This is a genomic window from Leisingera sp. F5, assembly GCF_001593695.1.
In genome coordinates this window covers 207,197-233,758 of record NZ_LUKH01000009.1, presented here as the reverse complement: position 1 = coordinate 233,758, position 26,562 = coordinate 207,197, and the positions used below count along the sequence as shown (strand labels likewise).

At 63.7% G+C, this 26,562-nt stretch carries 28 protein-coding genes and 1 pseudogene; 14 read left to right on the top strand and 15 right to left on the bottom strand.

The window, feature by feature from the left end:
* From A2I95_RS08570 to A2I95_RS08520, 11 genes and pseudogenes are all read left to right on the top strand, one after another.
* Positions 1 to 136: pseudogene (locus tag A2I95_RS08570) on the top strand (IS3 family transposase); the annotation flags it as partial.
* A 642-nt stretch (positions 137 to 778) separates the two neighbouring features.
* A complete protein-coding gene (locus tag A2I95_RS08565; RefSeq protein ID WP_291729365.1) occupies positions 779 to 2,170 on the top strand; it encodes a trypsin-like peptidase domain-containing protein in 1,392 nt (463 codons plus the stop codon).
* Positions 2,170 to 3,486: a replication-associated recombination protein A gene (locus tag A2I95_RS08560; RefSeq protein ID WP_291729364.1), complete on the top strand. Its 1,317-nt coding sequence runs from the start codon at positions 2,170 to 2,172 to the stop codon at positions 3,484 to 3,486. The genes A2I95_RS08565 and A2I95_RS08560 overlap by 1 nt, the downstream gene beginning before the upstream one ends.
* A gap of 142 nt (positions 3,487 to 3,628) precedes the next feature.
* Positions 3,629 to 4,009 (top strand): fluoride efflux transporter CrcB, encoded by a 381-nt coding sequence (gene crcB / locus A2I95_RS08555; RefSeq protein WP_291729371.1) that lies wholly within the window; start codon positions 3,629 to 3,631, stop codon positions 4,007 to 4,009.
* Entirely contained in the window at positions 4,006 to 5,052 is a 1,047-nt protein-coding gene (locus A2I95_RS08550; RefSeq protein ID WP_291729363.1) for an RluA family pseudouridine synthase, read from the top strand. The genes crcB and A2I95_RS08550 overlap by 4 nt, the downstream gene beginning before the upstream one ends.
* Positions 5,049 to 5,717 (top strand): HAD family hydrolase, encoded by a 669-nt coding sequence (locus tag A2I95_RS08545; protein ID WP_291729362.1) that lies wholly within the window; start codon positions 5,049 to 5,051, stop codon positions 5,715 to 5,717. Before A2I95_RS08550 ends, A2I95_RS08545 begins: the two co-directional genes overlap by 4 nt.
* Positions 5,718 to 5,720: 3 nt before the next feature.
* Positions 5,721 to 6,425, top strand: a complete 705-nt coding sequence (locus tag A2I95_RS08540; RefSeq protein ID WP_291729361.1) for an ATP12 family chaperone protein — start codon at positions 5,721 to 5,723, stop codon at positions 6,423 to 6,425.
* A gap of 250 nt (positions 6,426 to 6,675) precedes the next feature.
* Entirely contained in the window at positions 6,676 to 7,692 is a 1,017-nt protein-coding gene (locus tag A2I95_RS08535) for an amino acid ABC transporter substrate-binding protein (protein WP_291729360.1), read from the top strand.
* A gap of 127 nt (positions 7,693 to 7,819) precedes the next feature.
* Positions 7,820 to 9,088, top strand: coding sequence for an ABC transporter permease subunit (locus A2I95_RS08530; RefSeq protein WP_291729359.1), 1,269 nt, complete (start codon positions 7,820 to 7,822; stop codon positions 9,086 to 9,088).
* A 1-nt stretch (position 9,089) separates the two neighbouring features.
* Positions 9,090 to 10,409, top strand: coding sequence for an amino acid ABC transporter permease (locus A2I95_RS08525; RefSeq protein WP_291729358.1), 1,320 nt, complete (start codon positions 9,090 to 9,092; stop codon positions 10,407 to 10,409).
* Positions 10,410 to 10,421: 12 nt separating this feature from the next.
* Positions 10,422 to 11,213: an amino acid ABC transporter ATP-binding protein gene (locus tag A2I95_RS08520; RefSeq protein WP_027257377.1), complete on the top strand. Its 792-nt coding sequence runs from the start codon at positions 10,422 to 10,424 to the stop codon at positions 11,211 to 11,213.
* A 95-nt stretch (positions 11,214 to 11,308) separates the two neighbouring features.
* Here the strand turns inward: A2I95_RS08520 and A2I95_RS08515 are convergent, their stop codons facing one another.
* From A2I95_RS08515 to A2I95_RS08500, 4 genes are all read right to left on the bottom strand, one after another.
* Complete coding sequence (locus A2I95_RS08515) at positions 11,309 to 11,764, bottom strand: DUF411 domain-containing protein (RefSeq protein ID WP_291729357.1); 456 nt, start codon at positions 11,762 to 11,764, stop codon at positions 11,309 to 11,311.
* A 114-nt stretch (positions 11,765 to 11,878) separates the two neighbouring features.
* Complete coding sequence (locus tag A2I95_RS08510; protein WP_291729356.1) at positions 11,879 to 12,376, bottom strand: histidine phosphatase family protein; 498 nt, start codon at positions 12,374 to 12,376, stop codon at positions 11,879 to 11,881.
* Entirely contained in the window at positions 12,373 to 13,074 is a 702-nt protein-coding gene (locus tag A2I95_RS08505; RefSeq protein WP_291729355.1) for a ferredoxin, read from the bottom strand. Before A2I95_RS08505 ends, A2I95_RS08510 begins: the two co-directional genes overlap by 4 nt.
* 108 nt (positions 13,075 to 13,182) lie before the next feature.
* Positions 13,183 to 13,977: a sterol desaturase family protein gene (locus A2I95_RS08500; RefSeq protein ID WP_291729354.1), complete on the bottom strand. Its 795-nt coding sequence runs from the start codon at positions 13,975 to 13,977 to the stop codon at positions 13,183 to 13,185.
* A 170-nt stretch (positions 13,978 to 14,147) separates the two neighbouring features.
* Here A2I95_RS08500 and A2I95_RS08495 point away from each other — a divergent pair, with 170 nt between their 5' ends.
* A complete protein-coding gene (locus A2I95_RS08495; RefSeq protein WP_291729353.1) occupies positions 14,148 to 14,480 on the top strand; it encodes a GYD domain-containing protein in 333 nt (110 codons plus the stop codon).
* A 126-nt stretch (positions 14,481 to 14,606) separates the two neighbouring features.
* On the opposite strand, the gene argB is transcribed toward A2I95_RS08495, so the two are convergent.
* Positions 14,607 to 15,467 (bottom strand): acetylglutamate kinase, encoded by an 861-nt coding sequence (gene argB, locus A2I95_RS08490; RefSeq protein WP_291729352.1) that lies wholly within the window; start codon positions 15,465 to 15,467, stop codon positions 14,607 to 14,609.
* A gap of 149 nt (positions 15,468 to 15,616) precedes the next feature.
* Here argB and A2I95_RS08485 point away from each other — a divergent pair, with 149 nt between their 5' ends.
* Positions 15,617 to 16,345: an SDR family NAD(P)-dependent oxidoreductase gene (locus tag A2I95_RS08485; protein ID WP_291729370.1), complete on the top strand. Its 729-nt coding sequence runs from the start codon at positions 15,617 to 15,619 to the stop codon at positions 16,343 to 16,345.
* Between the two features lie 195 nt (positions 16,346 to 16,540).
* Here A2I95_RS08485 and A2I95_RS08480 read toward each other — a convergent pair whose 3' ends face one another.
* The 10 genes from A2I95_RS08480 to rpmH form a co-directional block, all read right to left on the bottom strand.
* On the bottom strand, positions 16,541 to 17,938 hold the full coding sequence (locus tag A2I95_RS08480; protein WP_291729351.1) for a PepSY domain-containing protein: 1,398 nt from the start codon (positions 17,936 to 17,938) through the stop codon (positions 16,541 to 16,543).
* A gap of 227 nt (positions 17,939 to 18,165) precedes the next feature.
* Positions 18,166 to 18,531, bottom strand: a complete 366-nt coding sequence (locus A2I95_RS08475) for a DUF2946 family protein (protein ID WP_291729350.1) — start codon at positions 18,529 to 18,531, stop codon at positions 18,166 to 18,168.
* Between the two features lie 3 nt (positions 18,532 to 18,534).
* On the bottom strand, positions 18,535 to 19,182 hold the full coding sequence (yihA, locus tag A2I95_RS08470; protein WP_291729349.1) for a ribosome biogenesis GTP-binding protein YihA/YsxC: 648 nt from the start codon (positions 19,180 to 19,182) through the stop codon (positions 18,535 to 18,537).
* A complete protein-coding gene (locus A2I95_RS08465) occupies positions 19,182 to 19,934 on the bottom strand; it encodes an MOSC N-terminal beta barrel domain-containing protein (protein ID WP_291729348.1) in 753 nt (250 codons plus the stop codon). Before A2I95_RS08465 ends, yihA begins: the two co-directional genes overlap by 1 nt.
* Positions 19,934 to 21,736 (bottom strand): membrane protein insertase YidC, encoded by a 1,803-nt coding sequence (gene yidC, locus A2I95_RS08460; RefSeq protein WP_291729347.1) that lies wholly within the window; start codon positions 21,734 to 21,736, stop codon positions 19,934 to 19,936. Before yidC ends, A2I95_RS08465 begins: the two co-directional genes overlap by 1 nt.
* Before the next feature lie 133 nt (positions 21,737 to 21,869).
* Positions 21,870 to 23,414: a bifunctional diguanylate cyclase/phosphodiesterase gene (locus A2I95_RS08455; RefSeq protein WP_291729346.1), complete on the bottom strand. Its 1,545-nt coding sequence runs from the start codon at positions 23,412 to 23,414 to the stop codon at positions 21,870 to 21,872.
* Positions 23,415 to 23,480: 66 nt separating this feature from the next.
* A complete protein-coding gene (ttcA, locus tag A2I95_RS08450) occupies positions 23,481 to 24,368 on the bottom strand; it encodes a tRNA 2-thiocytidine(32) synthetase TtcA (protein WP_291729345.1) in 888 nt (295 codons plus the stop codon).
* A 54-nt stretch (positions 24,369 to 24,422) separates the two neighbouring features.
* Positions 24,423 to 24,653 (bottom strand): membrane protein insertion efficiency factor YidD, encoded by a 231-nt coding sequence (gene yidD / locus A2I95_RS08445; protein ID WP_291729344.1) that lies wholly within the window; start codon positions 24,651 to 24,653, stop codon positions 24,423 to 24,425.
* A gap of 217 nt (positions 24,654 to 24,870) precedes the next feature.
* Positions 24,871 to 25,296, bottom strand: a complete 426-nt coding sequence (gene rnpA, locus A2I95_RS08440) for a ribonuclease P protein component (protein ID WP_291729343.1) — start codon at positions 25,294 to 25,296, stop codon at positions 24,871 to 24,873.
* Positions 25,297 to 25,319: 23 nt separating this feature from the next.
* Positions 25,320 to 25,454 (bottom strand): 50S ribosomal protein L34, encoded by a 135-nt coding sequence (gene rpmH / locus A2I95_RS08435; protein ID WP_008554144.1) that lies wholly within the window; start codon positions 25,452 to 25,454, stop codon positions 25,320 to 25,322.
* Between the two features lie 331 nt (positions 25,455 to 25,785).
* Between rpmH and A2I95_RS08430 the strand changes: the two genes are divergently transcribed.
* Positions 25,786 to 26,562 (top strand): VTT domain-containing protein, encoded by a 777-nt coding sequence (locus A2I95_RS08430; protein WP_291729342.1) that lies wholly within the window; start codon positions 25,786 to 25,788, stop codon positions 26,560 to 26,562.

Below are 26,562 nucleotides of genomic sequence, written 5' to 3'. Positions count from 1 at the left end.
CCGCATCCGTGAGCAGTTCCGCCTGTCCCTGGGCAGCGATGGCAGACCCCGCATGACCGAAGAACTGAAGGAGCTTGGCTTTGATATCGGGCACCGCCGTGCTGGCCGCCTGATGCGTGAGAACCGCCTTGCGGTGAACTGGCGCGAAATACATCAATGGCGCCTCATACAATCCTGCCGTGTCAGCCGCACTGCTGAACATATTCCGCATTCACTGCAACTGGTTTGAAACCAGGCAATACACGGGCAATACTGCAACCAAGCCGGACACAGCATCTGTAAAGACTGGTTTGACCTCAATCCGCATCCCGGGAACGAGCGAAACGCTTCCCCGCCACAGATCAGGGAAATTGCGCCCGTTCAAAGGACGCCGGCGCAACGAATGGGAGCCGATCCTGTTCGCAATCCGAAGAAAACACAGGAGGCGCTGGATCCCAGGCGAATCCTGTACCGCCCGTGGCTGTTCCATGGAACACCACTCTGGAAGACGTTCGAGACGAGGCAGCGCTGCTCCGGCATTGGGGCAAACATGCGCAGAAATTGGGGTCATAATTCAAGAGGCCCCGGCGAAAAAAATCGCCGGGGCCTCTTCGTGCCCCAAAACCCGGAATGCTTCATGCCTTGCCGGCCGTCTGCTTCTTTCTGGTCCCAAATACCTCGGGGTGAATTGGCCGTGAGGCCAAGAGGGGCAGCGCCCCTGTGCTGCCGGAACTGCTCATGCCTTGCAATCCGGGCGCGCGCTCCGCATATCCTTCGCACAGCAACAAACGGAGCCCCCATGATCCGCCCAGCCCTGACCGCCCTTGCCATTGTTCTTGCCCTGCCGGCCGCAGCGGAAACCCGGGTGCCGCAGAGCCAGGCGGAAATTGCGCTGGGGTTTGCGCCGCTGGTCAAAGACGCTTCGCCGGCAGTGGTCAACATCTACGCCAAGGTGGTGCGCCAGGTGCAGCAGCGCAGGCGTTCGCCGTTCATGAACGATCCGTTCTTTGATGATTTCTTCCGCGGCTTTGCCAAGCCGCAGCCGCGGGTGGAGAACTCGCTGGGCTCGGGCGTGATCCTGTCGGGCGACGGCATCGTGGTCTCCAACTACCATGTCGTCGGCATGGCCACCGAAATCCGGGTGGTGACCTCTGACCGGCGCGAATACAATGCGCGGGTGATCCTGGGCGACAAGGCCAGCGACCTGGCAATCCTGCAGCTGGAAGCCGCCGAAGACCTGCCGCATCTGGACCTGCGCGACAGCGATCAGGTCGCGGTGGGCGAACTGGCGCTGGCCATCGGCAACCCGTTCGGGGTCGGCCAGACCGTCAGCAGCGGCATCGTCTCGGGGCTTGCCCGCACCGGCATGGGGGCGGGCGACGGCTTTGGCTACTACATCCAGACCGACGCGCCGATCAATCCGGGCAATTCCGGCGGCGCGCTGATTGACGTGAACGGCGACCTCATCGGCATCAACACCCGCATCCTGTCCCGTTCCGGCGGCTCCAACGGCATCGGTTTTGCGATCCCCGCCAATCTGGTGAAGGAATTCGTCAGCCAGGCCCGCAACGGCGCGGAAGAGTTTCAGCGCCCCTGGGCCGGCATGGCCGGGCAGCCGGTGGATGCCGATCTGGCGGCCTCGCTGGGGATGGATGTGCCCGAGGGCATGGTGATTTCCGACCTGCATGTTGAAAGCCCCTTTGCCAAGGCCGGTTTCAAGGTGGGCGATGTGATCACCCATGTGGACGGCGAGGTGGTGAATTCGCCGTCCGAGATGGTGTTCCGCATGTCGGTGGCAGGGCTGGACGGTATGTCCGCGATCACCCGTCTTCGCGGTGAGGCGCGGGAAGAGATTGCGGTGCCGATGATCGTGGCGCCTGATCAGCCGCCCGCAAACCCGGTGCAGCTGGATGAAGACACGGCACTGCCGGGGCTGACCGTGGCGCGGATCAATCCGCAGGTGATTGCGCGGCTGGGCCTGCCGCTGTCGGCTCAGGGCGTGGTGATCACTGATCCCGGCCCTTACGCCGGGCGCGGCGGGGTGCAGCCCGGTGATGCGCTCTTGGCGGTGAATGGCCAGCCTGTCGCCAGCACCGATGACGTTTATACAATTCTGGCAAACAGCGGCCGCTGGATTCAACTGGACCTGAACCGGCGCGGCCAGCGTGTCACCCTGCGGTTCCGGACCTGATGGCGGATCTGTTCGGCAGTCCCGCGCCCGCGGGCAGCGATGCGCCGCAGCCCAACCGGCCGCTGGCCGACCGGCTGCGGCCGCAGTCACTGGCGGATGTGATCGGCCAGCAACAGGTGCTGGGGCCGGAGGCGCCGCTGGGCGTGATGCTGGCGTCCGGCTCCTTGTCGTCGCTGATATTCTGGGGGCCGCCGGGGGTGGGAAAAACCACCATCGCGCGGCTGCTGGCCAAGGAGACCGATCTGCATTTCGTGCAGATCTCGGCGATCTTTACCGGCGTGCCGGAGCTGCGCAAAGTGTTCGAGGCCGCCAAGATCCGCCGCCAGAACGGCCAGGGGACGCTCTTGTTCGTGGATGAGATCCACCGCTTCAACAAGGCCCAGCAGGATGGGTTTCTGCCGCATATGGAGGATGGCACCATCCTCTTGGTGGGGGCAACCACCGAGAACCCTTCGTTTGAGCTGAACGCCGCTGTGCTTTCGCGTTCTCAGGTTTTGGTGCTGGAGCGGCTGTCGCTGGCGGACCTTGAACGCCTGACCCAGCGCGCCGAGAAGGAGCTGGGCCGGGCGCTGCCGCTGTCGGGCGATGCCCGCGATGCGCTGCATGAGATGGCGGACGGTGACGGCCGGGCGCTGCTGAACCTGATTGAGCAGGTTGCGGCCTGGAAGGTAGAGGCACCCTTGGGGCGCGAGGCGCTGTCGGCGCGGCTGATGCGGCGTGCGGCCAAGTTCGACAAATCCGGCGACGAGCATTACAACCTGATCTCTGCGCTGCATAAATCCATCCGCGGCTCCGACCCGGATGCGGCTCTGTACTGGCTGGCGCGAATGCTGGAGGGCGGCGAGGACCCGCGGTTTCTGGCGCGGCGGCTGACGATGATGTCAACCGAGGACATCGGCATGGCGGATCCGCAGGCCAATACCGTCTGCCTGAATGCCTGGCAGACCTATGAACGGCTCGGCAGTCCGGAGGGCGAGCTGGCGCTGGCCAATGCCGCCGTCTATCTGGCGCTGGCGCCGAAATCCAACGCGGTTTACGTCGGCATCAAGGCCGCCCGCCGCCTGGCCAAGCAGACCGGCAGCGCACCGCCGCCCAAGCATATCCTGAACGCGCCGACCAAGCTGATGTCGGAGCAGGGATACGGCGACGGTTATGCCTACGACCACGACGCCGAGGACGGGTTCTCCGGCCAGAATTACTTCCCCGACGGGGTGAAGCGCCCGGTGCTGTATCAGCCGGTGGAGCGCGGGTTTGAACGCGAGCTGAAGCGGCGCACGGATTATTTCGCGAACCTGAGGGCGAAGCGGAACAAGTAGAGCGGCTTTGCGGGCAAAGCCGCTGCCTCCGGCGGGAGTATTTTTGGAAAGATGAAAGGGCAGGCGGTGCTGGGGCGGCCCTGCGTGCAGCGCAATGCGGGCAAAACTTGACATCCCGGCGCGCCCGCGCGACAGGACGGGGATGATTTCTTCGGTTTCCATGGTGGCCCTAGGCGGCGCAATCGGGGCGGTGTGCCGCTATGTGGCCGGGCTGGGGATCATCCGCCTCTTGGGCCATCACGATTTCCCGGTGGCGGTGATCACCGTCAACGTGATCGGCTCCTTCCTGATGGGGGTGTTTGTGGTTGCCGCAGCGATGCGCGGGCTGACGCACCTGAGCCCGTTGGTGATGACCGGGCTTTTGGGCGGGTTCACCACTTTTTCGGCGTTCTCGCTGGAGACCGCCAACCTGATCGAGCGCGGCGCCTTCGGGCAGGCGGCGCTGTACGTATGTTTGTCCGTGGGCCTGTCGGTCGGCGGCTTGTTTCTGGGCCTGATGGCCGCAAGGGGAGTGTTCGCATGAGCGGCGTTCAGATGATTACCGTCAGCGAAGACGATGGCGGCCAGCGCATTGACCGCTGGCTGCGGCGGCTGTTTCCGCATGTGAACCAGGGCCGCATCGAGAAGATGTGCCGCAAGGGCGAGCTGCGGCTGGACGGCGGCCGGGTGAAGGCCAATACCCGGGTCGAGTCCGGGCAGGTGGTGCGGGTGCCGCCGCTGGCGGACAGCGATCTGAAACCGGCCGCGCCGCGCGAGATGAAAATCTCGGACGCGGATGCCAGGATGATTCAGGACTGCGTGATTTACCGCGACGACGATGTGATCGTGCTGAATAAGCCCGCAGGCCTGGCGGTGCAGGGCGGCTCCGGCACCACGAAACACGTGGACGGGCTGGCCGAGGCGCTGAAGTTCGGGCTGGAGGAAAAACCCAAGCTGGTGCACCGGATCGACAAGGACACCTCGGGCATTCTGGTGCTGGCGCGCAACCGCAAGGCCGCGCAGGGGCTGACCGCAGCCTTCCGCCACAAGAACACCCGCAAGATCTATTGGGCCCTGGTGGCCGGCGTGCCGACGCCCTATCTGGGCGAGATCAAGAACGGCCTCGTCAAGGCGCCGGGCCACGGCAAGAGCGGCGAAGGCGAGAAGATGATCAATGTCCATCCGCAGGACATCGACGAGACATACGGCGCCAAGCGGGCGCATACGCTCTATGCCACGCTTTACCGGGTGGCCAGCCGCGCGGCCTGGGTGGCGATGGAGCCGATTACCGGCCGTACCCATCAGCTGCGGGCGCATATGTCGGGGATGGGCCATCCGATTGCCGGGGACGGCAAATACGGCGGCTCCGGCCAGGAGAACCTGGGCGACGGCTGGGGCGCGCAGTTTGGCGGGGTGATCTCCAAGAAACTGCATCTGCATGCGCGGCGGATGGTGTTTGAACATCCGGTGACACATAAGAATGTCTCGGTTGTGGCGCCATTGCCGGATCACATGAAGGAAAGCTGGGACACTTTCGGCTGGAGCGAGGACCTGGCGGCGGATGACCCGTTTGAGGATCTGAAGTGAGTTCACCGCTGCGGCTGATCCTGTTTGATGTGGATGGCACTCTGGCGGACAGCCAGGGCGCGATCACCGGTGCGATGGCGGAGGCGTTTGAAGGCGCGGGCCTGCCAGTGCCGCCGCGGGACGCGATCCTGTCCATCGTCGGGCTGTCGCTGCCCTTGGCGATGCGGGAGCTGGCGCCGGATCAGGATGCTGCCACCGTCGAGGCGCTGGTGGAGGGCTACAAGTCCTCGTACATGCTGGCCCGCGAGGCGGCAGGGGCCGGACATTCGCCGCTGTATCCCGGTGCGCGCGAAGCGCTGGCGGAACTGAATGCAATTCCGGAATACCTGCTGGGGGTCGCCACCGGCAAGTCCCAGCGCGGGGTGGAGGCGTTGATTGCGGCGCATGGGCTGGAGTGTTTCGTGACCCGGCAAGTGGCCGATCACCATCCCTCCAAGCCGCACCCGTCGATGGTGCTGACGGCGATGGCAGAAACCGGGGTGGAGCGTGACAGCACCGTGATGATCGGCGACACGCGGTTTGACATTGAGATGGGGCGCGCCGCGGGGGTCACCACCATCGCCGTGCCTTGGGGATACCATCCGGCAGAAACACTGGGCGCCGATTACCTGATCCGCGATTTCGCGGAGCTGCGCCCGCTGCTGGCAGAGATTTGGAAGGTGTAGGAAATGAGCGGCTGGGCACAGAAGCGGTTCTGGAAACAAGTCTTGGTTGCGCAGACCGAAGACGGGTTTGCGGTGGAGCTGGACGGGCGCCGGGTGAAGACCCCGGCCAAGGCGCCGCTGGCGGTTCCGACCCGGGCCATGGGCGACGCCATCGCTGCAGAATGGGACGCGCAGACCGAATCAGTTGATCCCGGAACCATGCCCTGCACCCGGTCGGCCAATGCCGCGATTGACAAGGTGACACATCAGCACAGCGAAGTGGCCGCCATGCTCGCCGAATACGGCGATTCCGACCTGCTGTGCTACCGCGCCGACGCGCCGGTTGAGTTGACGTTGCGTCAAGCGCAGGAATGGGACCCGGCGCTGGACTGGGCAGCAGGGGCGCTGGGCGTGCGGCTGCAGCCCCGGACCGGCATTCTGCACCAGCCGCAGGAGGCTGCGGCGCTGTCGGCGCTGGCGGACAAGGTGCATGCGATGACACCGTTCCAGCTGGCGGCATTCCATGATTTGGTAGGGATTTCCGGCTCTTTGATCCTTGGCTTTGCCGCTGCGCAGGGCTGGCGCAGTGCCGATGAGATCTGGCAACTGTCGCGTCTGGACGAGCGCTGGCAGGAAGAGCAATGGGGTGTCGACGAGGATGCCCAGGCTGCAGCGGAGGTGAAGCGGCAGGAATTTCTGCACGCCAAGCGGTTTTACGATTTCTCCTGAGAGAACAGAAAATTACCGAATGACCCCGTGAGACGTAAATAAATTTACTCACGGGCAATCTGTGCGTATGCCGCGCATCGAATTTCCTGATCCCACCCTTGACGTTTGTTGATGAATGCGCCCACACTTGAGCGCGAAAAAGGGGTAAACCCTTCTTCAGTCTCAATTCCGGCGGGGGATCGCCGGTTAATAAGAACCGCTGAATGGCGGGCTATTCCGTCGAATGGCGGGCTATCAGGAAGAGGTAAATATGAAAAAATCCGTACTTTTGGGCGCAATGGCTTTTGCCGGTCTTGCGGCTGGCGCAGCATCTGCCGGAACGCTGGACGATGTGAAGGCGCGCGGCAAGCTGAACTGCGGCGTCACCGTCGGCCTGGTCGGCTTTGCGGCTCCGAATGCGAACGGGGAATGGGAAGGGTTCGACGTTGCCGTGTGCCGGGCTGTGGCTGCAGCTGTGCTGGGCGACTCGACTGCTGTTGAATTCGTGCCGACCACCGGCAAGACCCGCTTTACCGCGCTGGCGTCCGGCGAGATCGACATGCTGGCCCGCAACACCACCTGGACCTTCAGCCGCGATGTCGACCTGAAGTTCGAATTCACCGGCGTCAACTATTATGACGGCCAGGGCTTTATGGTCCCGAAAGAGCTGGGCGTGTCCTCGGCCAAGGAACTGGACGGCGCCACCGTCTGCATCCAGACCGGCACCACCACCGAGCTGAACCTGGCGGACTTCTTCCGCTCCAACAACATCTCGTATGAGCCGGTTCCGATCGAAACCAATGCCGAAGCGCAGCAGCAGTACCTGGCCGGTGCCTGCGACGTTTACACCACCGACGCGTCCGGCCTGGCTGCGACCCGCGCCACCTTTGATGATCCGGGCGCACATGTGCTGCTGCCGGAAATCATCTCCAAGGAGCCGCTGGGCCCGCTGGTCCGCCATGGCGACAACGAATGGGGCGATGTGGTCCGCTGGACCTTGAACGCGCTGGTCTCGGCTGAAGAGCTGGGCATCACCTCGGCCAACCTGAGCGAAATGTCCGCCGGCACCGAGAACCCGGAAATCAACCGTCTGCTGGGCAGCGAAGGCACCCTGGGCGAGATGCTCGGCCTGGACGCCACCTGGGCTCAGAAGGCGATCGCTTCGCAGGGCAACTACGGTGAAATCTTCGCCAAGAACATCGGCGAAGACACTCCGGTCGGCCTGGCCCGCGGCCTGAACGCACAGTGGACCGAAGGTGGCCTGCTGTACGCTCCGCCGTTCCGCTAAACACACCACCGGGAAGGGCGCAGGAGTTTCCTGCGCCCTTTTCCTATCAGAAAATAAGCTCCGGACCGCTGCGGAGCGGGGACAACCCCGCCAGGACAGAATACCGGAGCCCAGGGGATCACACTATATGTCAACGTTAACTGACCCTCCAAAGGAGCAGTTCCGGCTGTCTATGCTCCTTTACGATACCCGTTACCGGTCGGGGACCATCCAGGTCATCGCCATGTTCGGGTTCATGCTTTTGGCAGCCTGGCTGATCAACAATACGCTGAGCAACCTGGCCGCACTGGGCAAGCCGATCGATTTCGGCTTCTTCTCGGAACCGGCCGGCTACGATATCAACCAGCGCCTGCTGGAGTACACCTCGCGCGACAGCCACCTGCGGGCCGCGCTGATGGGGCTTCTGAACACGCTGGTCGTGGCCTTCCTCGGCTGTATCACCGCAACAATTCTGGGCGTGATCATCGGTGTTCTGCGGTTGTCGTCGAACTGGCTGGTGGCGCGCCTGATGACAATCTATGTCGAGCTGTTCCGCAATGTGCCGGTTCTGCTTTGGATTGTCTTTGTGATGGCGATCCTGATCGAAACCCTGCCGGCGCCACGGGCGTTCCGGGGCGAAAACCCCGAAGCCACGATGAGCCTGGCCGACAGCGTTGCCGTGACCAACCGCGGTGTCTACATCCCCGAGCCGCTGTTCTCGCGTTCGCTGGGCGATACCCATTTGCTGGGCGACAGCTCGCTGCGGTTCGACGTGAGTCTGGACCTGATTGCCGTTCTGGTGGTGCTGGGTCTCAGCCTGTGGGGCGCCCACCGGGTGACACTGCGCGCCAACCGCATTCAGGAAGCCACCGGCGACCGCCCGAAAACCTGGCATATACGCACCGGCATCATTGTGGTGCCGACGCTGGTGCTGCTGATTGCCTTGGGCTTCCACCTGGGCTACCCGGCACTGAAGGGGTTCAACTTCCAGGGCGGCACCCACCTGCGCAACTCGCTGATTGCTTTGTGGCTGGCGCTGTCGCTCTATACCGCGGCTTTCATCGCGGAAATCGTGCGGGCGGGCATCATGGCCATCTCCAAGGGCCAGACCGAGGCCGCGTCGGCCCTGGGCCTGCGCTCCAACCGGACCATGCGCCTGGTGATCCTGCCGCAGGCACTGCGGGTGATCATCCCGCCGCTGATCTCCAACTACCTGAACCTGACCAAGAACTCGTCGCTGGCGATTGCCGTGGGCTACATGGACATCACCGGCACCCTGGGCGGCATCACCATGAACCAGACCGGCCGCGAGCTGGAATGCGTTCTGTTGCTGATGCTGGTGTACCTGGCGATCTCGCTGTCCATTTCGGCGGTGATGAACTGGTACAACGAAGCCGTGAAGCTGAAGGAGCGCTGAGATGAGCGGTACCCATTCCCATACCGTCGCCTTTGTCCGCGACACCATGCTTCCCGAGCAGGATCCGCCGGCCTCTGAGGTCGGGGCCATCGGCTGGGCGCGCCACAACCTGTTTTCGAGCTGGTTCAATGCGATCCTGACCATTGCGTCGCTGGCCGCGATCTACTTCGTGCTGGCGGCCATTGTCCCCTGGATCCTGTCGCCGACCTGGGACGGCACCTCGCTGTCCAACTGCCGCGAGACGCTGGCAGCAGCGGGCCATGGCGATGCCCATGGCGCCTGCTGGGGCGTGATCAAGGAACGCTGGATCCAGCTGATCTTCGGCTTTTACCCGAGCCACCTGTACTGGCGCCCCATCGCTGCCTTTGTCCTGCTGGGCGCGGCACTGGCCCCGGTGCTGTTTTCGGACCGGGTGCCGTCGAAGATGCTGATCTTTTCGGCGCTCTACCCGTTCATCTTCCCCTGGCTTTTGTGGGGCGGCACCATCTGGATGCCGATCGCCGCGCTGGCGGGTTTCGTCATCGGCGGGCTGGTCTACAAATTCGCCGCAGAAGCGCTGAGCACACTTCTGGGCGTGATCCTGGGCGTTGCGGCGGCGCTTGTCTGGTGGCTGCTGCTGGCAGCTCCGGTTTCCGGGGCGCTGGACGGGATCCTGCCCATTGGCATCGAAGCGGTGGAAAGCCGCAAGTTCGGCGGCTTCATGCTGTCGGTGACCATTGGCGTTGTGGCCATTGCCTGCTCGCTGCCGATCGGCATTGTGCTGGCGCTGGGCCGCCAGTCGGACCTGATGATCGTCAAATACATCTGCGTCGGTTTTATCGAGTTCATCCGCGGCGTGCCGCTGATCACGCTGTTGTTCGTGGCCTCGACCCTGCTGAACATCTTTATGCCGCCCGGAACCAATTTCGACATCATCCTGCGGGTGCTGATCATGGTGACGCTGTTTGCCTCGGCTTATATGGCCGAAGTGATCCGCGGCGGCTTGGCAGCCTTGCCCCGCGGCCAGTACGAGGGGGCGGATTCGCTTGGCCTCGACTACTGGCAGGCGCAGCGGCTGATCATCATGCCGCAGGCGCTGAAGATCTCGATCCCTGGCATCGTTTCGACCTTCATCGGGGTGTTCAAGGACACCACGCTGGTCTCGATCATCGGGCTTCTGGATCCTCTGGGCCTGTCGAATGCCATCCGCGCGGACTCCAACTGGAACGGCATTGTCTGGGAACTTTACGGCTTTATCGCCCTGCTGTTCTTCGTCTTCTGCTTCTCCATGTCCCGCTATTCCATGTATCTGGAGCGCAAGCTTCAGACTGGCCACCGTTAAGGAGTTCAACATATGTCTGAACTTATGACCGACCGTCAAATCGACCGTTCCAAGATGCAGGTGAGCGACGAGGTCGCCATCGAAATCTCCAACATGAACAAGTGGTACGGGTCCTTTCACGTGCTGCGCGACATCAACCTGACGGTGAACCAGGGCGAGCGTATCGTCATTGCAGGCCCGTCCGGTTCGGGGAAATCCACTCTGATCCGCTGTCTGAATGCCCTGGAAGAGCATCAGCAGGGCAGGATCGAGGTAGATGGCACCGTCTTGTCAAATGACCTTAAGAACATCGACAAGATCCGTTCCGAAGTTGGCATGGTGTTCCAGCACTTCAACCTGTTCCCGCATCTGTCGATCCTGGAGAACTGCACGCTGGCGCCGATCTGGGTCCGCAAGACGCCCAAGAAGGAAGCCGAAGAGCGGGCGATGCACTTCCTGGAAAAGGTGAAGATCCCGGAGCAGGCCGACAAGTATCCCGGACAGCTGTCGGGCGGCCAGCAGCAGCGTGTGGCCATCGCGCGCAGCCTGTGCATGATGCCGCGCATCATGCTGTTCGACGAGCCGACCTCGGCGCTGGACCCGGAGATGATCAAGGAGGTGCTCGACACCATGATCGAACTCGCTGAGGAAGGCATGACCATGCTTTGCGTGACCCACGAGATGGGCTTTGCCCGTCAGGTGGCGAACCGGGTGATCTTCATGGATGCGGGCCAGATTGTGGAGCAGAACGAGCCGGAGGAGTTCTTCAACAACCCCAAAAGCGAGCGGACCAAACTGTTCCTCAGCCAGATCCTGGGCCACTGAAGCAGCGCCATCACGATACAAAAAGGCCGGGCACAGCGCCCGGCCTTTTTTTGTTCAGTTTTTGGGTCAGGGCCGTTTTGATCAGGCTGCCTTGTTCAGGAGTGGCTGGCAAAGACTTCGGTGCTGCCATCGGCCAGGATCAGCAGTGTGTCGAACGGCTCGCGTTCATCCCCCATCGCCATACCCGGCGAGCCGATCGGCATCCCCGGGACAGTCAAGCCCAACGCCGCAGGCTGTTCCGCCAGCAGCCGCTGGATGTCGCCGGCCGGGACATGGCCCTCGATCACATAGGGCCCGGCCATCGCGGTGTGGCAGGAGGCCAGATCGCTGGTGATCCCCAGCCGGTCCTTCATTGCCCGCAGCTGATCATCAGGCACATTGCGCAGTTCGGTTTGCAGCCCGGCAGCGGTCAGATGTTTTGCCCAGGCGGTGCAGCAGCCGCAACTGGGGGATTTCATGATCCGGATGGTGTCCTGAGCTGCGGCGAAGGCGGGGAATGCGGCAAGGGGCAGGGCGGCGGCTGCGGCCAGCAGCAGGGAACGGCGGTGCATGGGGATCTCCAGTCCTGGCAAATACGGGGCTGTCAGGCACCCTAGGTCTGCGCTTGCAGCGGCGCCATGCCCCTCCCGCGCAGGATGCGCGGTATTGCCGCAGGCGCAACCGTGCTACTCCCCCAGCAGTTCGCGCGGAACGGCAAAGTCGACGGGTTTGCCGCTGCTCCAGGCCAGGTCGCGCCAGCTGCTGATATCAAACTCTGCCACCAGCGTTGCACCGGTCGGGTAATCGTCGAACCGTGAATGATCCGGCGGACTGGAGACGATGGAATGGGCAAAGGCGGCGATGCCGGGATTGTGCCCGATCAGCATGACACGCGGCTGCTCCGCCTCGATCAGCACCTTGAACATCATTTCCGAATTGGCGTGATACAGACGTTCGGTGAACTGCGCAGGCACGCCCAGCTCCATCAGCTCGCAGGTTTCGCGGGTGCGCTGCGCCGAGGATGAGATCACTTGATCCGGCAGGTAGCCATTGTCCCGCAGCCAGGCGGCAATGGCCGGGGCGGACCGGCGCCCTCGTTTGTTCAGCGGACGGGCGTGGTCGCTGGGGACATTGGCGTCCCAGGCGGATTTGGCATGGCGGGTCAGGATCAGGGTGCAGGTCATTGGGGGTGAAAATGCCTCATGTGATGTGCGGTTTGTTCCGGATCGCGGCCGGCGTTGCGGCTCAGCGGGCAGGCCCGGCGGGCCAGGCAGCCGCCTGCCATGCAGCCGGCGCCGGCTGGGGTGTCGAGATAGTCATGGCAGGCTGCCAGATCGTAGGGGCCGCCGTCTGCCAAGGCGCTGACGGGGCAGGCGCTGAGACAGGGGCGGGCGGAGCAGCTGCGGCAGGGGGATTCTGCCAAAGTCGGCGGGGGAATGTCAAATTCCTGTTTGAAATGAAGGGCCCCCCGCAAGGATATCAGCATTCCGGCGCGATCATGCACCATCATCTGTGACGGTGATGTGAAAAACCGGCCCGACGCCAGCGCCCAGTTGATAAAAGGCGTGTAGGGCGGCCGGCCAAAGGGGAAATAGGCGCTGCCGCGCAGGTCTTGGGCCAAGGCGCCGACCACCCGCTCGGACCAGCGGTCCACCGGGTGCGGGGCGCCGTCGCGGTGCTCGGGGCTGGTCTTGAAGACGGGCCAGAACGCCCCGGCTGTGCCGAGCAGGATCAATGTCCCGCCCTCCAGCGCCTTGACGGGCTGCCGGGCGGGATGCAAGGCGCCGCAGACCGCAAGCCCGGCCTGCGCGGCGGCAGCTTCGATCTCAGGATAAGACAGCGCGCCTTGGGCGCGGCGGTCTGGCAGGTCGGTCAGGGTCATTTGCGGCATCCGGTCCGGGGGCTTGGTTCGAGCCTAACAGCGCAAGCCTGCTTGCCAGAGTGCAAAAACGTCCCGTCCTGTCCTGCCGGCGTCTTCCCGCCGGCGCGGTCAGAAGCGGCGGAACGGCAGTCTCAGGCTCCAGCCCAGCCGGGCCGGGCGCCCGTCCTGCCAGTGCAGTCCCACAGTCATGCCCCTATGCCCTGCGCCGGGCCGGGCCGTATAGGTTCCGAACATGCGGTCCCAGATGGACAGGGCAAAGCCGTAGTTGCTGTCATGCTCCGCGCGGCGGGCGGAATGATGCACCCGGTGCATGTCCGGTGTCACCAGCAACAGCCGCAAGACCCGGTCCAACCGCCCCGGCAGCGCCAGATTGGCGTGGTTGAACAATGCGGTGCCGTTCAGCAGCATCTCAAACAGCACCACCGCCAAAGCTGACGGCCCCAGCAGGTAGACCAGTCCGGTCTTCAGCAGCATCGACAGCGCGATCTCAATGGGGTGAAAGCGCACCGCTGTGGTCACGTCCATGTCGCGGTCGGCGTGATGCACCCGGTGCAGCCGCCACAAAAGCGGCACCTTATGGGTGATCAGATGCTGCAGCCAGATCGCAAAATCCAGCACCAAAACCGCCAGCAGTCCCTCCAGCCAGCCGGGCCAGTTCAGGTGGTTCAGCATCCCCCAGCCGTGTTCAGCGGCGTCCCAAGCCGCCCCAACCGCCAGCAGGGGCAACCCAAAGGCCAGCGCCCGCAAGGTCAAGGTGTTCAAAACGGACATGGACAGGTTGGTCAGCCAGCGCCGCCGCCGGGGCAGGCGCCGCGCGCGCCGCGGTGCCCAGGCCTCGGCTATGGCAAACAGCGCAAACAGGCCCAGGAAAACAGCAAGGCGGAGGAGGTTTTCATGATCCATATATGCAGAGAGGCGCATATATGGGTAAAAAGCAAGCCCCGCTGCCGGTTCCGCACTCATATGCCGGAAGGCCGGAATGTGCTATGATCCTGCCCCGGGGGGATGCGGGCCGGACTGTGCGGCATCGGGCCCATCGCCGGCCTGCAGGATTCACCCCAGGGAGAGTCAGAATGCCAAGATTTATCGTGACCGGTTGTTACACGTCCTCTGCGATGAAGGCGATGATTGAAAGCCCCAGTGACCGCGAGGCGGCAGCCCGCGCACTTGTCGAAGCGGCAGGCGGGACTTTGGAAAGCTACTATCTGACCACTGGCGAAAGCGATTTTGCGATCCAGGTGACAATTGACGACGCATCCGGCCTGCTTGCGGGGCTGATGGCAACCGGTGCCAGCGGGGCCGTCAGCAACCTGAAAACCGTGCGAGCGTTCACCTCGGACGAATTCACCGCAATACAGAAGAAGGCCGGCGGCATCGCCAAAGCCTACAAAGCGCCAGGAAGCTAACGCAGCCAGCGGCCGGACGGCAGCCGCCCGCTGCCATCCGGCTTCTTTCTGGTCAAAAATACCTCGGGGTGAATTGGCCAGGCAGGGCCAAGAGGGGCAGCGCCCCTCCAATCCCGCCGGTGCGCGTCAGGCGCGGATCATCGAGCCTGCGCCGTGATCGGTGAACAGCTCCAGCAAAACCGAGTTCTGCACCCGCCCGTCAACGATGGTGCAGGCGCGCACACCGTTGCGCACCGCATCCAGCGCGGTTTCGGTTTTGGGGATCATACCGCCGGCAATCACGCCGCTGGCGGTCATTTCGTCGACGTCCGCGGCCTTCAGTTCGGTCACCACTTCGCCTTCGCCGTTCTTGACGCCTGCAACGTCGGTCAGCAGCAGCAGCCGGTCGGCCTGCAGCGCCTTGGCGATGGCCCCGGCAGCGGTGTCGCCATTGATGTTGAAGGTCTCGCCCTCCCGGCCCGCGCCGATCGGGGCGATCACCGGGATCATGTCTTTTTCAAACAACCCGTACAGCACCTTTGGGTCCAAATCGGCCGGGGCGCCGACAAAGCCCAGATCTGGATCGGCCTGATCGCAGGTGATCAGATTGGCATCCTTGCCCGAAAGGCCGACGGCACGGCCGCCCTGGCGGTTGATCGCCTGCACGATGCGTTTGTTGACGACGCCGGACAGCACCATTTCCACCACCTCCATGGTGGCGGCATCGGTGACCCGCTTGCCGCCCACGAACTCGGACTGGATCTGCAGCTTCTCCAGCATCGCGTTGATCATCGGCCCGCCGCCGTGCACGATCACCGGGTTCACTCCGACCTGACGCATCAGCACGATATCGCGGGCAAAGGTCTCCATCGCCTCGTCGCTGCCCATGGCGTGGCCGCCCAGCTTGATGACAACAATGGCCCCGTCATAGCGCTGCAGGTAAGGCAGGGCGCTTGAGAGGGTCTCGGCAGTGGCAATCCAGTCGCGGTTCATGTTCTGTGTCTTCATCGCTGTCATCATTCCTTTGACAGAAGGGTTTAGGCGCTTCTTGGTCTGGTGCCAAGGGCCGCCTGCGTCCCGGCCATTGCAGATGCCGGTTCCGGTGCTAGGCTCTGGCCGCAGATCCCTGCCGTGAATCCCTTGAAGAGGACCGCATGATGCGCCAGAAAACCCTGCTCCTGACCGGAGCCAGCCGCGGTATCGGCCACGCCACCGTGCGCCGCTTCAATGCCGAGGGCTGGCGGGTGATCACCTGCTCGCGCCAGCCGTTCCCGGCGGAATGCCCCTGGGGCGGCGGCCAGGAGAACCATGTTCAGCTGGATCTGTCGGACCCGTCGGACACGATCAACGCGGTGGGCCAGATCCAGGAGCTGCTGGACGGCCGGCTGGATGCGCTGGTCAACAATGCCGGGATTTCACCGAAAGGGCCGGCGGGCGAGCGGCTCAGCACGCTGGACACCGACCTGATGGACTGGGGCAAGGTGTTCCATGTGAATTTCTTCAGCTCGGTGGTGCTGGCGCGCGGGTTGAAGGATGAACTCGCGGCGGCCAAGGGCTCGGTAGTCAATGTGACCTCGATCGCGGGCAGCCGGGTGCATCCCTTTGCCGGCGCCGCCTATGCCACGTCGAAGGCCGCTCTGGCGGCGCTGACGCGGGAGATGGCGCATGATTTCGGGCCGCTGGGCGTGCGCGTCAATGCCATTGCGCCGGGCGAGGTGGAGACCGCGATCCTGTCGCCCGGAACCGACAAGATCGTCGAGAAACTGCCGATGCAGCGGCTGGGGCAACCGGAAGAAGTGGCCTCGGCGATCTATTTCCTGTGCTCGGACGGGAGTTCCTATATCTCCGGCGCCGAGATTGAGGTGAACGGCGCGCAGCACGTCTAAAGCCCGGAATAAAAGTGAAAAGCCGGGCCACCGCCTGACCGTGGGGTGGCGGTGTCCGCTTTCCGCATCACGGTTTATGCCTGTAAACTGCATCCGGCATAACTGTCCCGCACAACGCAGCCAAACCGCCAGCCCGCCGGGACGGGCAGGCGGTGGCCCGGCGGCCTGCGGCCTTGTCCCGGGCCCGCGGAAGTCTCAGCTCACGGCGCGTTTCAGCGGCGGCAGGTGGCCCAGCAGCAGCACGTCAAAGGCCAGCACCGCCAGCAGCGCCAGACCGGTCAGCGGGAAGGCCAGCGACACCAGCACCGCAATCAGCGCGGCCCCTTTCCAGAACGGCATCTCTGCCGGTTCCGGCGGCGCAGCCAGGCGGGTGGCGCCGGCCGGGCGGCGCTTGATCCACATCACCAGGCCGGAGACGCAGACAAAGATCACGGCCAGGCAGAACACCACATTCAGGATAAAGCTCCAGGTGCCCATCAGACCCATGTGGAAGGGGATGCTGACCGCCATGGCCTTGCCCGCGAGCGAGTAGTCGTCGTATTTCACGTCAGCGAGGATCTTGCCGCTGTACTGGTCGATATGGATGGTGCGGTCGATGAAGGGGCTGTCGCCGTCACCGCTCATACTGTCGCGGTTGATGGTCCAGACGCCATTTCCGCTGCCGGGATAGGCGAGGCGGAAGCGGCCCTCCATCCCCAGCGCACGGCCCAGGGCGATCAGGCTGGCGGCATCCACGGCCTGGCCTTCAGCCACACCGGTGATGCCCGCCTCAGAGCCGGAGGCGGGCATCGGGGTCTGCTCCAGCGCCCAGGGCACGTCGTTGGTGGCGCCGTGGTTCATGCTGGCGTGGATGTCATCTGACAGGGGAACGTTGTCCCATTTGGCTGCCGGGAAGGTGCTCCAGGCCTGCATCATCTGGCCGCCCCAGATGCCGGTCCACGACAGGCCCGAGATCAGGAAGACCACCAGAAGCGCCGACATCCAGAAGCCGGTGACCGCGTGCAGGTTCTTCCACAGGGCGCGGCCCTTGGCGCGGAAGTTCGGGATGAAGGCGCTGGCGGCATTGCCGCGCGGCCACCACAGGTAAAGCCCGGTCAGCACCAGCACGATGCCGAGGCCCGCGGCGATCTCGATCAGCCGGTCGCCGGTGTCGCCGATCAGCAGGGTGGAGTGGATGTTGTCGGCAAAATCATACCAGCCCGCGCGGCGGTCCCAGCTTTCGATTACCTCGCCGGTGTACTGGTCGAGGGCGACCAAACGCTGGCCTTCGTCGGTCTTAACCCGGAACACGGCGGCCAGGTCCGGCGCCTTAGGGCCGATCCATTCGGCAATGGTGCCGGGCTGGGCGGCCAGCACGGCAGCGGATTGATCAGCGATGCTGAGTTCGGCTGTGCCTTGGGCGACGGTGATTTTCTCGCCGTCGCGGCCATCGAACTGGGTGATGAACATCATCATCAGGCCGGTCACCGCCAGCATGATCAGGAACGGCACCACAAACAGGCCGGCATAGAAGTGCCAGCGCCAGGCGGCGAAGTAGAATTTCTCGGACAACGGGCGCGATTGGCCCGCGGGGTGCGGTTGGCTGGTCGCCATTGGACTCTCCATATCTGGACGGTGCCGGGCAGATTCATGCCGGCAGGTATTTTTGAAATCGGGGAAAGAGGGTCAGAGCCCTTTGATCCGGCCATGCCTGCAATGGGGCGCAAGGCGCGCGCGGCGGGCGCGGGTCCATTGCGGTTCGGCAGAAGGGAGGCTGTCAGGGTGGGCGCAGGAAGCTGCTCGCTCACCCTGCGCCTAGGCCGGATGAAAGGAGGCTGACCCTAGGCCGCGGCGGGCGGGCCGCGGGCGTCGTAGCGCCAGTGGAACCCGGCGCTGTGATGGGTGAACACCTCGCGCGACCAGCGGTCGGCAAGCGGCGCATCAAGGCTGAGGTTCTGCGTGTTTTCCGGCAGCAAAGCTGCTGTGGCGAAACCGGAGAAGGGGCAGCTGCGGTCATCCATCTGTTCCGCGGGATCATGTGAACCGCCATCGCCCGGATCGACCCAGGCTTCCTGCACACCGTCGGTGGTGCAGATCACCAGCAACACCTTGCCGTCCTGCGCGCTGCCCGGCATCCAGCCAGCCGGGATCAGCCCGGCAACGGCCAGGGCGATCACAACCAGATAGGAGGCGAGCCGGTCAAACATCCGTCACAAATTAGCGATAATGGACCGCAGGGTCGAGATGCCATCACCCTTTTCAGAGGATGTCAGCACAATTTCCGGGTAAGCGGCGGGATGGCGCGCAAGGGCTGCGCGCACCTGGTCAACAATCTGCTCACGGTCCTTTTCCTTGACCTTGTCGGCCTTGGTCATCACGCATTGGAAGGTGACGGCGGAGCTGTCCAGGAGCTTCATAATCTCGGCGTCCACGGCTTTCACACCGTGGCGGCTGTCGATCAGCACAAAGGCGCGGCGCAGGTTCTGGCGGCCTGAAAGGTAGCGCTTCAGCAGTTTCTGCCACTGCTCCACCACCTTCAGCGGCGCGTTGGCATAGCCATAGCCGGGCAGGTCGACCAGATAGAGCTCCGGGCCTTGAGTGAAGAAGTTGATCTCCTGCGTGCGGCCCGGCGTGTTGGAGGCGCGCGCGATCCCCTTGGTGCCGGTCAGCGCGTTGATCAGGCTCGACTTGCCGACGTTGGAACGGCCGGCAAAGCAGACTTCCAGCCGGTCGGCATCCGGCAGGCCGTTCATCGCAACCACGCCTTTCAGGAACTCGGTCTCGCCCGCAAACAGCTTGCGGCCCTTTTCGGCGGAAATGTCATCCGGCGCTTCGGCCAGGGAAAATTGCATCTGCATCACAGCACCTTTACCGCGTCGCCCAGGCGGATGTCACCGCCGCGCACCACCTCGGCATAGACCGAGAAATCCTGGTGGCCCCAATTGTCTTTCAGGGTTTTCAGCGTATCGGCGTCGCGTTCGCCGGTTTCGGGGTTGGCGGTGGTCGCCAGGCAGCGCACCACCCGCTCGCGCACCGCAAAGACGGCTTCGCCGATCTGAACCTCGCGGCCCAGCCAGTCGTTCTCGGCCCAGGGTTCATCCAGGTCAAACCAGATGTTGCCGCGCCAGCGTTTGGGCGACAGCGCATGGCCGATGGCCTGTTCCACCGCGCGGTGGGAAGCCCGGTTGCACAAGGTGATCGAGGGGAAGGGGGTGTCAGTCATGCCGCGGCCCGGCACCCGGATGATCCGGGCAGAGGCGGCACGGCCCGTTGGCGTCAGCGGTTTTTCCCAGTCAAGAAAGCGCTGCAGGTCCGCCGGGTTCTCCGGGTCGAAACTCAGGTCAGGCTGCTGCGGGTGGGTCAGCGTCAGCTGGCCGCTTGCGTCGTCCAGCGTGGCATTGATCGCCATCAGCCCCGGCGCCTTGGAGCCACGGGTAAAATTAGCGCAGGGCGCCCATTCCGAGCCATCGGCCTTGGAGGCCTCATGCGCCACGGCCCAAACGCGATCGCCGGGCATGGTCTGCCCGGCGGTCAGGGTTACTTTCTCCAGCGCCTCACGCCCGTGGGATTTGAGCGGGTGGCGCCAGATGTCTGTAACTTGGTGCGTCATCAGCTGTCAGCTTTCGGCTTCTTCTTGAAGCCCGACTTGATGTTGCCGAACACGTCCGGCTTGTAGCCGTGGCTGCGCATGATCAGATACTGCTGGCTGAAGGTGATCGTGTTGTTGGCGATCCAGTAGACCACCAGGCCGGAGGCGAAGCCGCCGAGCATGAACATGAACACCCAGGGCATCCAGGCAAAGATCATCTGCTGGGTCGGGTCGGTGGGCGCCGGGTTCAGTTTCTGCTGCAGCCACATGGAGATGCCGAGCAGGATCGGCAGGATACCGATGAAGACCAGCGCCATGATGCTTTCCGGTGCCGGGGAGGCAAAGGGCAGCAGGCCGAAGAGGTTCATGATCGAGGTCGGATCCGGCGCGCTGAGGTCCTGGAATGGGCCGAAGAAGGGCGCGTGGCGCAGTTCCAGGGTGACGAAGATCACCTTGTAGAGTGAGAAGAAGATCGGGATCTGGATCAGGATCGGCAGGCAGCCCGCGGCGGGGTTCACTTTTTCCCGCTTGTACAGCTCCATCATCTCCTTTTGCATCTTCTGGCGGTCGTCGCCGGTACGCTCCTTGAGCTTCTCCATCTCCGGCTGAAGCTCTTTCATCTTGGCCATCGAGGCATAAGATTTATAGGCCAGCGGGAAGACGAGGATCTTGATCACCACGGTCAGGCCGATGATCGCCCAGCCCATGTTGCCGATCAGGACGTTCAGGTTATGCAGCAGCCAGAACATCGGCTTGGTCAGGAAGAAGAACCAGCCCCAGTCAATCACGTCCAGGAAGCCCGCGATGCCTGTCTTTTCGTAGCCGCGGATGGCTTCCCATTCCTTGGCGCCGGCAAACAGCTGGGTGGTGACTTCGGACGACTGGCCGTCGGCGACAGTCACGGTCGGCAGCACGATATCGGTCTGGTAGATTTCGCGGCGTTCGTCGAACTTCGCGATCGAGCGGAAAGCCTGGCCCGGTTCGGGGATCAGGGTCGACATCCAGTAGTGGTCGGTAAAGCCGATCCAGCCGTTCTCTGCGACCTGTTTGACTTCGGCCTTGGACCCGTCGCGGGGATCGGGCTCGAAATCTGTCATGTCGTCATAGTCGGTTTCGGCCAGCTCACCGTCCGACATGCCGACCAGGCCTTCGTGCAGGATGAAGAAGTTTTTCAGGTCCGCAGGCTGGCCATGGCGGGCCAGGGTGCCGTAGGGCGCCAGGGCGACGCTGCCGCCAGAGGCGTTAGCAACTGATTGGGTGACCGAGAACATGTAATCCTCATCCACCGCGATAGTGCGGGAGAAGTTCAGGCCTTTGCCGTTGTCCCAGGTCAGGGTGACGGGGCTGTCTGTGGACAGTGCGGCGTCTGCCGGAGCGGTCCAGACGGTGTTGGCTCCCGGCACATCGTCCAGCGACAGGCCAGCACCCGGCGCCCAGCCGTAAAGCGCGTAATAAGCGCCGGCGTCGCCCACGGGCTTCAGCAGTTTGACGATCGGAGACCCTTCGTCCAGCGTCTCGCGGTAATCCTTCAGCGACAGATCGTCGATCCGGCCGCCCTGCAGCGAGATGCTGCCGGCCAGGCGCGCGGTATCGATGGCCACTCGGGGGGCATCCGGGGCTCCGGCCTCTTCTGCGGCGGTCTCCGCCACGGCATCCGCTGCGGCGCTGGGGGCCAGGGCGGTATCGCCTGCGGGGGCGGTTTCGCTGATCACAGTATCAGGTGCCTGTTCCGGCTCTGGCGGCGGGAAAAAGGTGTACCACCCCAGGATCACCAGAAAGCTGAGTACGGTTGCGAGAATAAGATTTTTGTTCTGATCGTCCATTGGGGACTGCCACCTCGTGTAGGGAAGGACACGTGGGGTTCAACAGAGGTGGGCCGCAAAGGTCAAGCAGAATCGCGGTGCGCCGGGGCGGCATAGGGCCCCGGCGCAGCAGAAAATCAAAGGAATTGAATAATCAAGGGGTCTGGCGGCCGATCACAGGTGTATCCTGCAGTTTGGCTTCATGGGCGGTGATCCAGTCCAGCGTCTGGTCAAACGGCATCGGGCGGCCGATGCCAAAGCCCTGCACATGACCGCAGCCCAGCTGCGCCAAGAGCGCGTGCTCGCCTGCGGTTTCGACCCCTTCGGCCAGGGTTTCCAGCTCCAGCCGTTCGGCCATGGTGAGGATCGCGGAGATCAGTTTCTGCTGTTCCGGGTCCTGATCCGCCTTCATCACAAAAGACCGGTCGATTTTGATGCGCGAGATGCTGAAACGGCGCACGGCAGCGATCGAGGCATGGCCGGTGCCGAAATCATCCAGGTCGATGTGGCAGCCCATTTCGCTGAGGGCGAGGATGTTGCGGGTGATCACGTCGTCGGGCTGATCGGTCATCACGGTTTCCAGAATCTCCACGCACAGGCGGCTTGGCGGCAGCTCAAAACGTTCAAGCTCCCATTTGATGCGGCCTGCAAGGCCGGGGTTGCGCAGCTCCTGGGTGGCAAAGTTCACCCCGACGCAGGGCACCTGGACGCCGGCGGCATCCCAAGCCTTGATTGCTACCAGGGAGTTGTAAAGCATCACCTGGCTCAGCCGGTCCATCAGCCCGGCTTCCTCCAGCGCGGGCAGGAAGGTCGAGGGCGGGATCAGCCCCTGCACCGGGTGCGACCAGCGGGCCAGAGCCTCGAACCCGGAAACCCGGCCGGTGTCAGTGCAGATCTGCGGCTGGAACCAGGCCTGAATCTGACCCGACTCCAGTGCCGAGGCGGCCTCTTCGCGCAGGTTGGAGCGGGCCCCGCCGCGCCCGGACATATCCACCGAAAAGGCGCGGATGCCGCCGGGGCCGTTGCTTTGCGCCTCGGCCAGGGCTGTCACGGCTGCACCGGTCCAGTCGGACCCGGTCTTTCCCGGAGCCCGGTTGCGCTGGCAGAAGCCGATGGAGGAGGTCACGTAGATATTGGTGCCATCCAACGGCACAGGTTCCTCAGCGGCGGTTTGCATCCGGCCGGCCAGCTGGATGCATAATTCCAGATCCAGTTGCAGGGTCGGGGCCAGGCAGATGGCAAAGCGGCTGTCGCCGATCCGGGCAATGGTATCGTGCTGGCGCAGGATCGAAGCGATCTGCGTGCCGCAGTGCTGAACGATGCGGTCGCCGGCCTCATGGCCGTGCCGGTCTGCCAGTTCTTTGTAATCGTCCAGCTCCAGGATGAAGACAGCGGAGCGCAGATCCGTTTCCGCGCATTCTTCATAGATCCGGGCGGTTTCATGCTCAAACCCGTCGCGCAGCATCATGCCGGTGACACTGTCGCGCGGCAGGCCGCCGCCGCCCAGCTTGCTGAATCCGCCAGCGACGGCAATCAGCACTGGCAGGCCAAGTGCCACCGAAAGCAATGCGGTTTCGCCGCCGAGCCAATAGGTGGCCAGGGTCAGGGCAGGCAGGAATGCGAGCACAGGCGGCCCGAAAAGTGCCGGGGCAAGGGTTTGCCGGAGCCGTGCCAGGAGACCTGATCCCGTGTGTGTCATTCTCAGACCTTTCGTCTGCAGCCAGTCGTTCCGGCATGAGACTAAGGCGCTGATCTAACCCGGGAGTTAACGCAGCTTGGGGATTTCCGGTATTTCCGCTTCAGAATCCTCATTCTTCAGGTCCAAACCGGCAAAATCGAACAGTTTCGGGTCCAGAAGATGCGAGGGCCGGGCATTCATCAGTGCGCGGAACATCACCTGGCGGCGGCCCGGGCTGTTTGATTCCCACTGATCCAGGATCTGTTTCACCTGCTGGCGCTGCAGCCCGTCCTGGCTGCCGCAGAGATCGCAGGGAATGATCGGATAGTTCATGGCACGGGCGAATTTTTCGCAGTCGGCCTCGGCCACATGGGCCAGCGGGCGGAACACAAACAGGTCGCCTTCCTCGTTCACCAGCTTGGGCGGCATGGTCGCCAGTCGGCCGCCGTGAAAGAGGTTCATGAAGAAGGTTTCCAGAATGTCATCCCGGTGATGGCCAAGAACCACGGCCGAGCAGCCCTCTTCGCGCGCGATACGGTAGAGGTTGCCGCGGCGCAGGCGTGAACAGAGCGCACAAAAGGTCCGGCCCTGCGGCACCTTGTCCATGACGATGGAATAGGTGTCCTGATATTCGATCCGGTGCGGCACGCGCATCTTCTCCAGGAACTCCGGCAGCACGGTGGCCGGAAAACCGGGCTGGCCCTGATCCAGATTGCAGGCCAGCAGGTCCACCGGCAGCAGCCCGCGCCATTTCAACTCATAAAGAACCGCCAGCAGGGTATAGCTGTCCTTGCCGCCCGAGAGGCAGACCAGCCATTTCGGGGTGCTGCCGTCCGCGCGGCGCTCCACCATGCCGTATTGGTCAATCGCCTCACGCGCATAGCGCACGATGCGCTTCCTGAGTTTCTTGAACTCGGTGGTCGAGGGGGCGCCGGCAAACAGCGGGTGGATTTCGTCCAGATCATCATCAAGCATGGCCGCGCCCTAGCTGAGGAAGTGCGTTTTGCCAAGAAAAAAGGTGTTCCGGCGTCAGTCGTGCTTGTCCGGGACCGGGTCATAACCGTCGCCGCCGAAGGGGTGGCAGCGCCCGATGCGGCGGGCCGTCAGCCAGGCGCCTTTCAGGCCCCCGTGCTTTTCCAGCGCTTCCAGCGCATAGGCCGAGCAGGTGGGCTGGTAGCGGCAGTTGAAGCCGACCCAGGGGCTGAACAGCAGCCGGTAGGCGCGCACAGGCAGGGCGAGGATATGGGCCAGAGGGGTCATGCGGGTTAGATAGGGGGAGGACGGTTTCGTGGCAATGAGGCTTAAAGCCCGGAACAAGCCGCAGGCGCCGGGCCAGCGCCTGCCCGCCCCATCGGGCTGGCGCTTTGCAGTCTGGGCGCTTCACGGAAAACCGGGAGTAAATTTGCTTGGATAAAGTGGCTGTTCCCGCCATTGCAGCGCCATCCCGCAGGCAGGCGCTGGCCCGGCTTGGACTGCTTTACTGGCCGTGGATCTTTTTCAGGGCGTAGATCAGGTCGCGCTTCAGCTCCTCGAATGGACGCTGGGCGGTCTCCACCGCGCGGCCGATCAGCACGTAATCCCAGCCCGGACGGCCATGCGCGGGGAGAATCATCCGCGCGGCCTCGCGCAGCCGCCGTTTGGCGCGGTTGCGCGCAACGGCATTGCCGACCTTTTTGGAACAGGTGAAACCCATGCGGATGCCGCCGTCACCCTGGCGGTTGCGGCCCTGGACCATCATGCCCTTGGTGCCCTGCTTGCGGGCAGGCGGGCGGGCACAGGAAAGGAAATCACGGCGCTTGGCCATGACCTCGATCTTTGGCGCAGCAGCTGCGCAAACGGACACCGCCGGAGGCGTGTCCCCGCGGGCAGCAGTGCCGTCCTTGGGGGCCTCCGGCGGTGTCATGTCCGTCAGAACGGGAACTGAGCTTATGCGCTCAGTTCTTTCCGGCCGCGGGCGCGGCGGGCGTTCAGGATCTTGCGGCCAGCTTTGGTGGCCATGCGCGCACGGAAGCCGTGGCGGCGTTTACGAACCAGGTTCGAAGGCTGATAGGTGCGTTTCATCGCTCCGGTCTCCACATTGTATCTTCGGGCAGGGCGCGGAATCGCCTCCCGGGGGTCTATCTCGAAGCCCGGTCTTTAGGAGGGAACGGCGGGTAAGTCAAACCCTGCGGCACGGGTTTTCGGAGAGTTGTGCAACATTTCTGCCAAAAACCGCACCGGAACAGCCTCCGGGCAGGGCGGATGTAACATCGGGGCAGTGATTCTGCCACAAAACTCACGAATCCGGGGGCGGGCGATCAAGCAGCCGTGAGGCAGGGCTGCCCGGCCTCGCCTGCGGGCCATTTAACACGTAGCAACAAGGCACTGTTACAGAGACGGACGTATGAGCAACATGAGCGAGACCCCCAAGACCGATTCCCCGCCGAAGGATCAGCCAGCGGCCAAGCCCGGGCTGATCCGCCACCTGCCCCTGATTGCCGTGGCGGCGGTGGCGCTGATCGGGGCGGTGACGCTGAAGGATTACCTGACCTTCGAGACGCTGCGCGACAACCGTGAGGCGCTGATGGCATTCCGGGATCAGAATTTCCTCGGCCTCGTGGCGCTGTTCATGGGCATCTATATTGTGATCGTGGTGTTTTCGCTGCCTGGCGCTGCGGTGGCCTCGGTCACCGGCGGGTTCCTGTTCGGGCTGGTGACGGGCACCGCGGTCAATGTGATCTCGGCTACCATCGGTGCGGCCGGCATCTTTCTGGCGGCGCGCTGGGGGCTGGGGGCGGCGCTGACCGCCAGAATGGAAGCGGCAGAAGGCCGGGTTCAGATGCTGAAACAGGCGCTGCGCGAGAACGAGGTCGAGGTGCTGCTGCTGTTGCGGCTGGTGCCGGCGGTGCCGTTTTTTGTCGCCAACCTGCTGCCCGCGCTTGTGGGCGTGAAATTCAGCAACTTCCTGTGGACCACGGCGGCGGGCATTATTCCGGGCGCCATTGTGTTTACATGGATCGGGGTCGGGGTCGGGTCGGTGTTCGACCGCGGTGAAGACCCGGACCTGAGCTTGTTGTGGGAGCCGCATGTGATCGGGCCGATTCTGGGGCTGTGCGTGCTGGCGGCGATGCCGATCCTGGTCAAATCCGTCCGCGGCACCCTGCGCGGCAAGAAAAACAAGGATACCTGA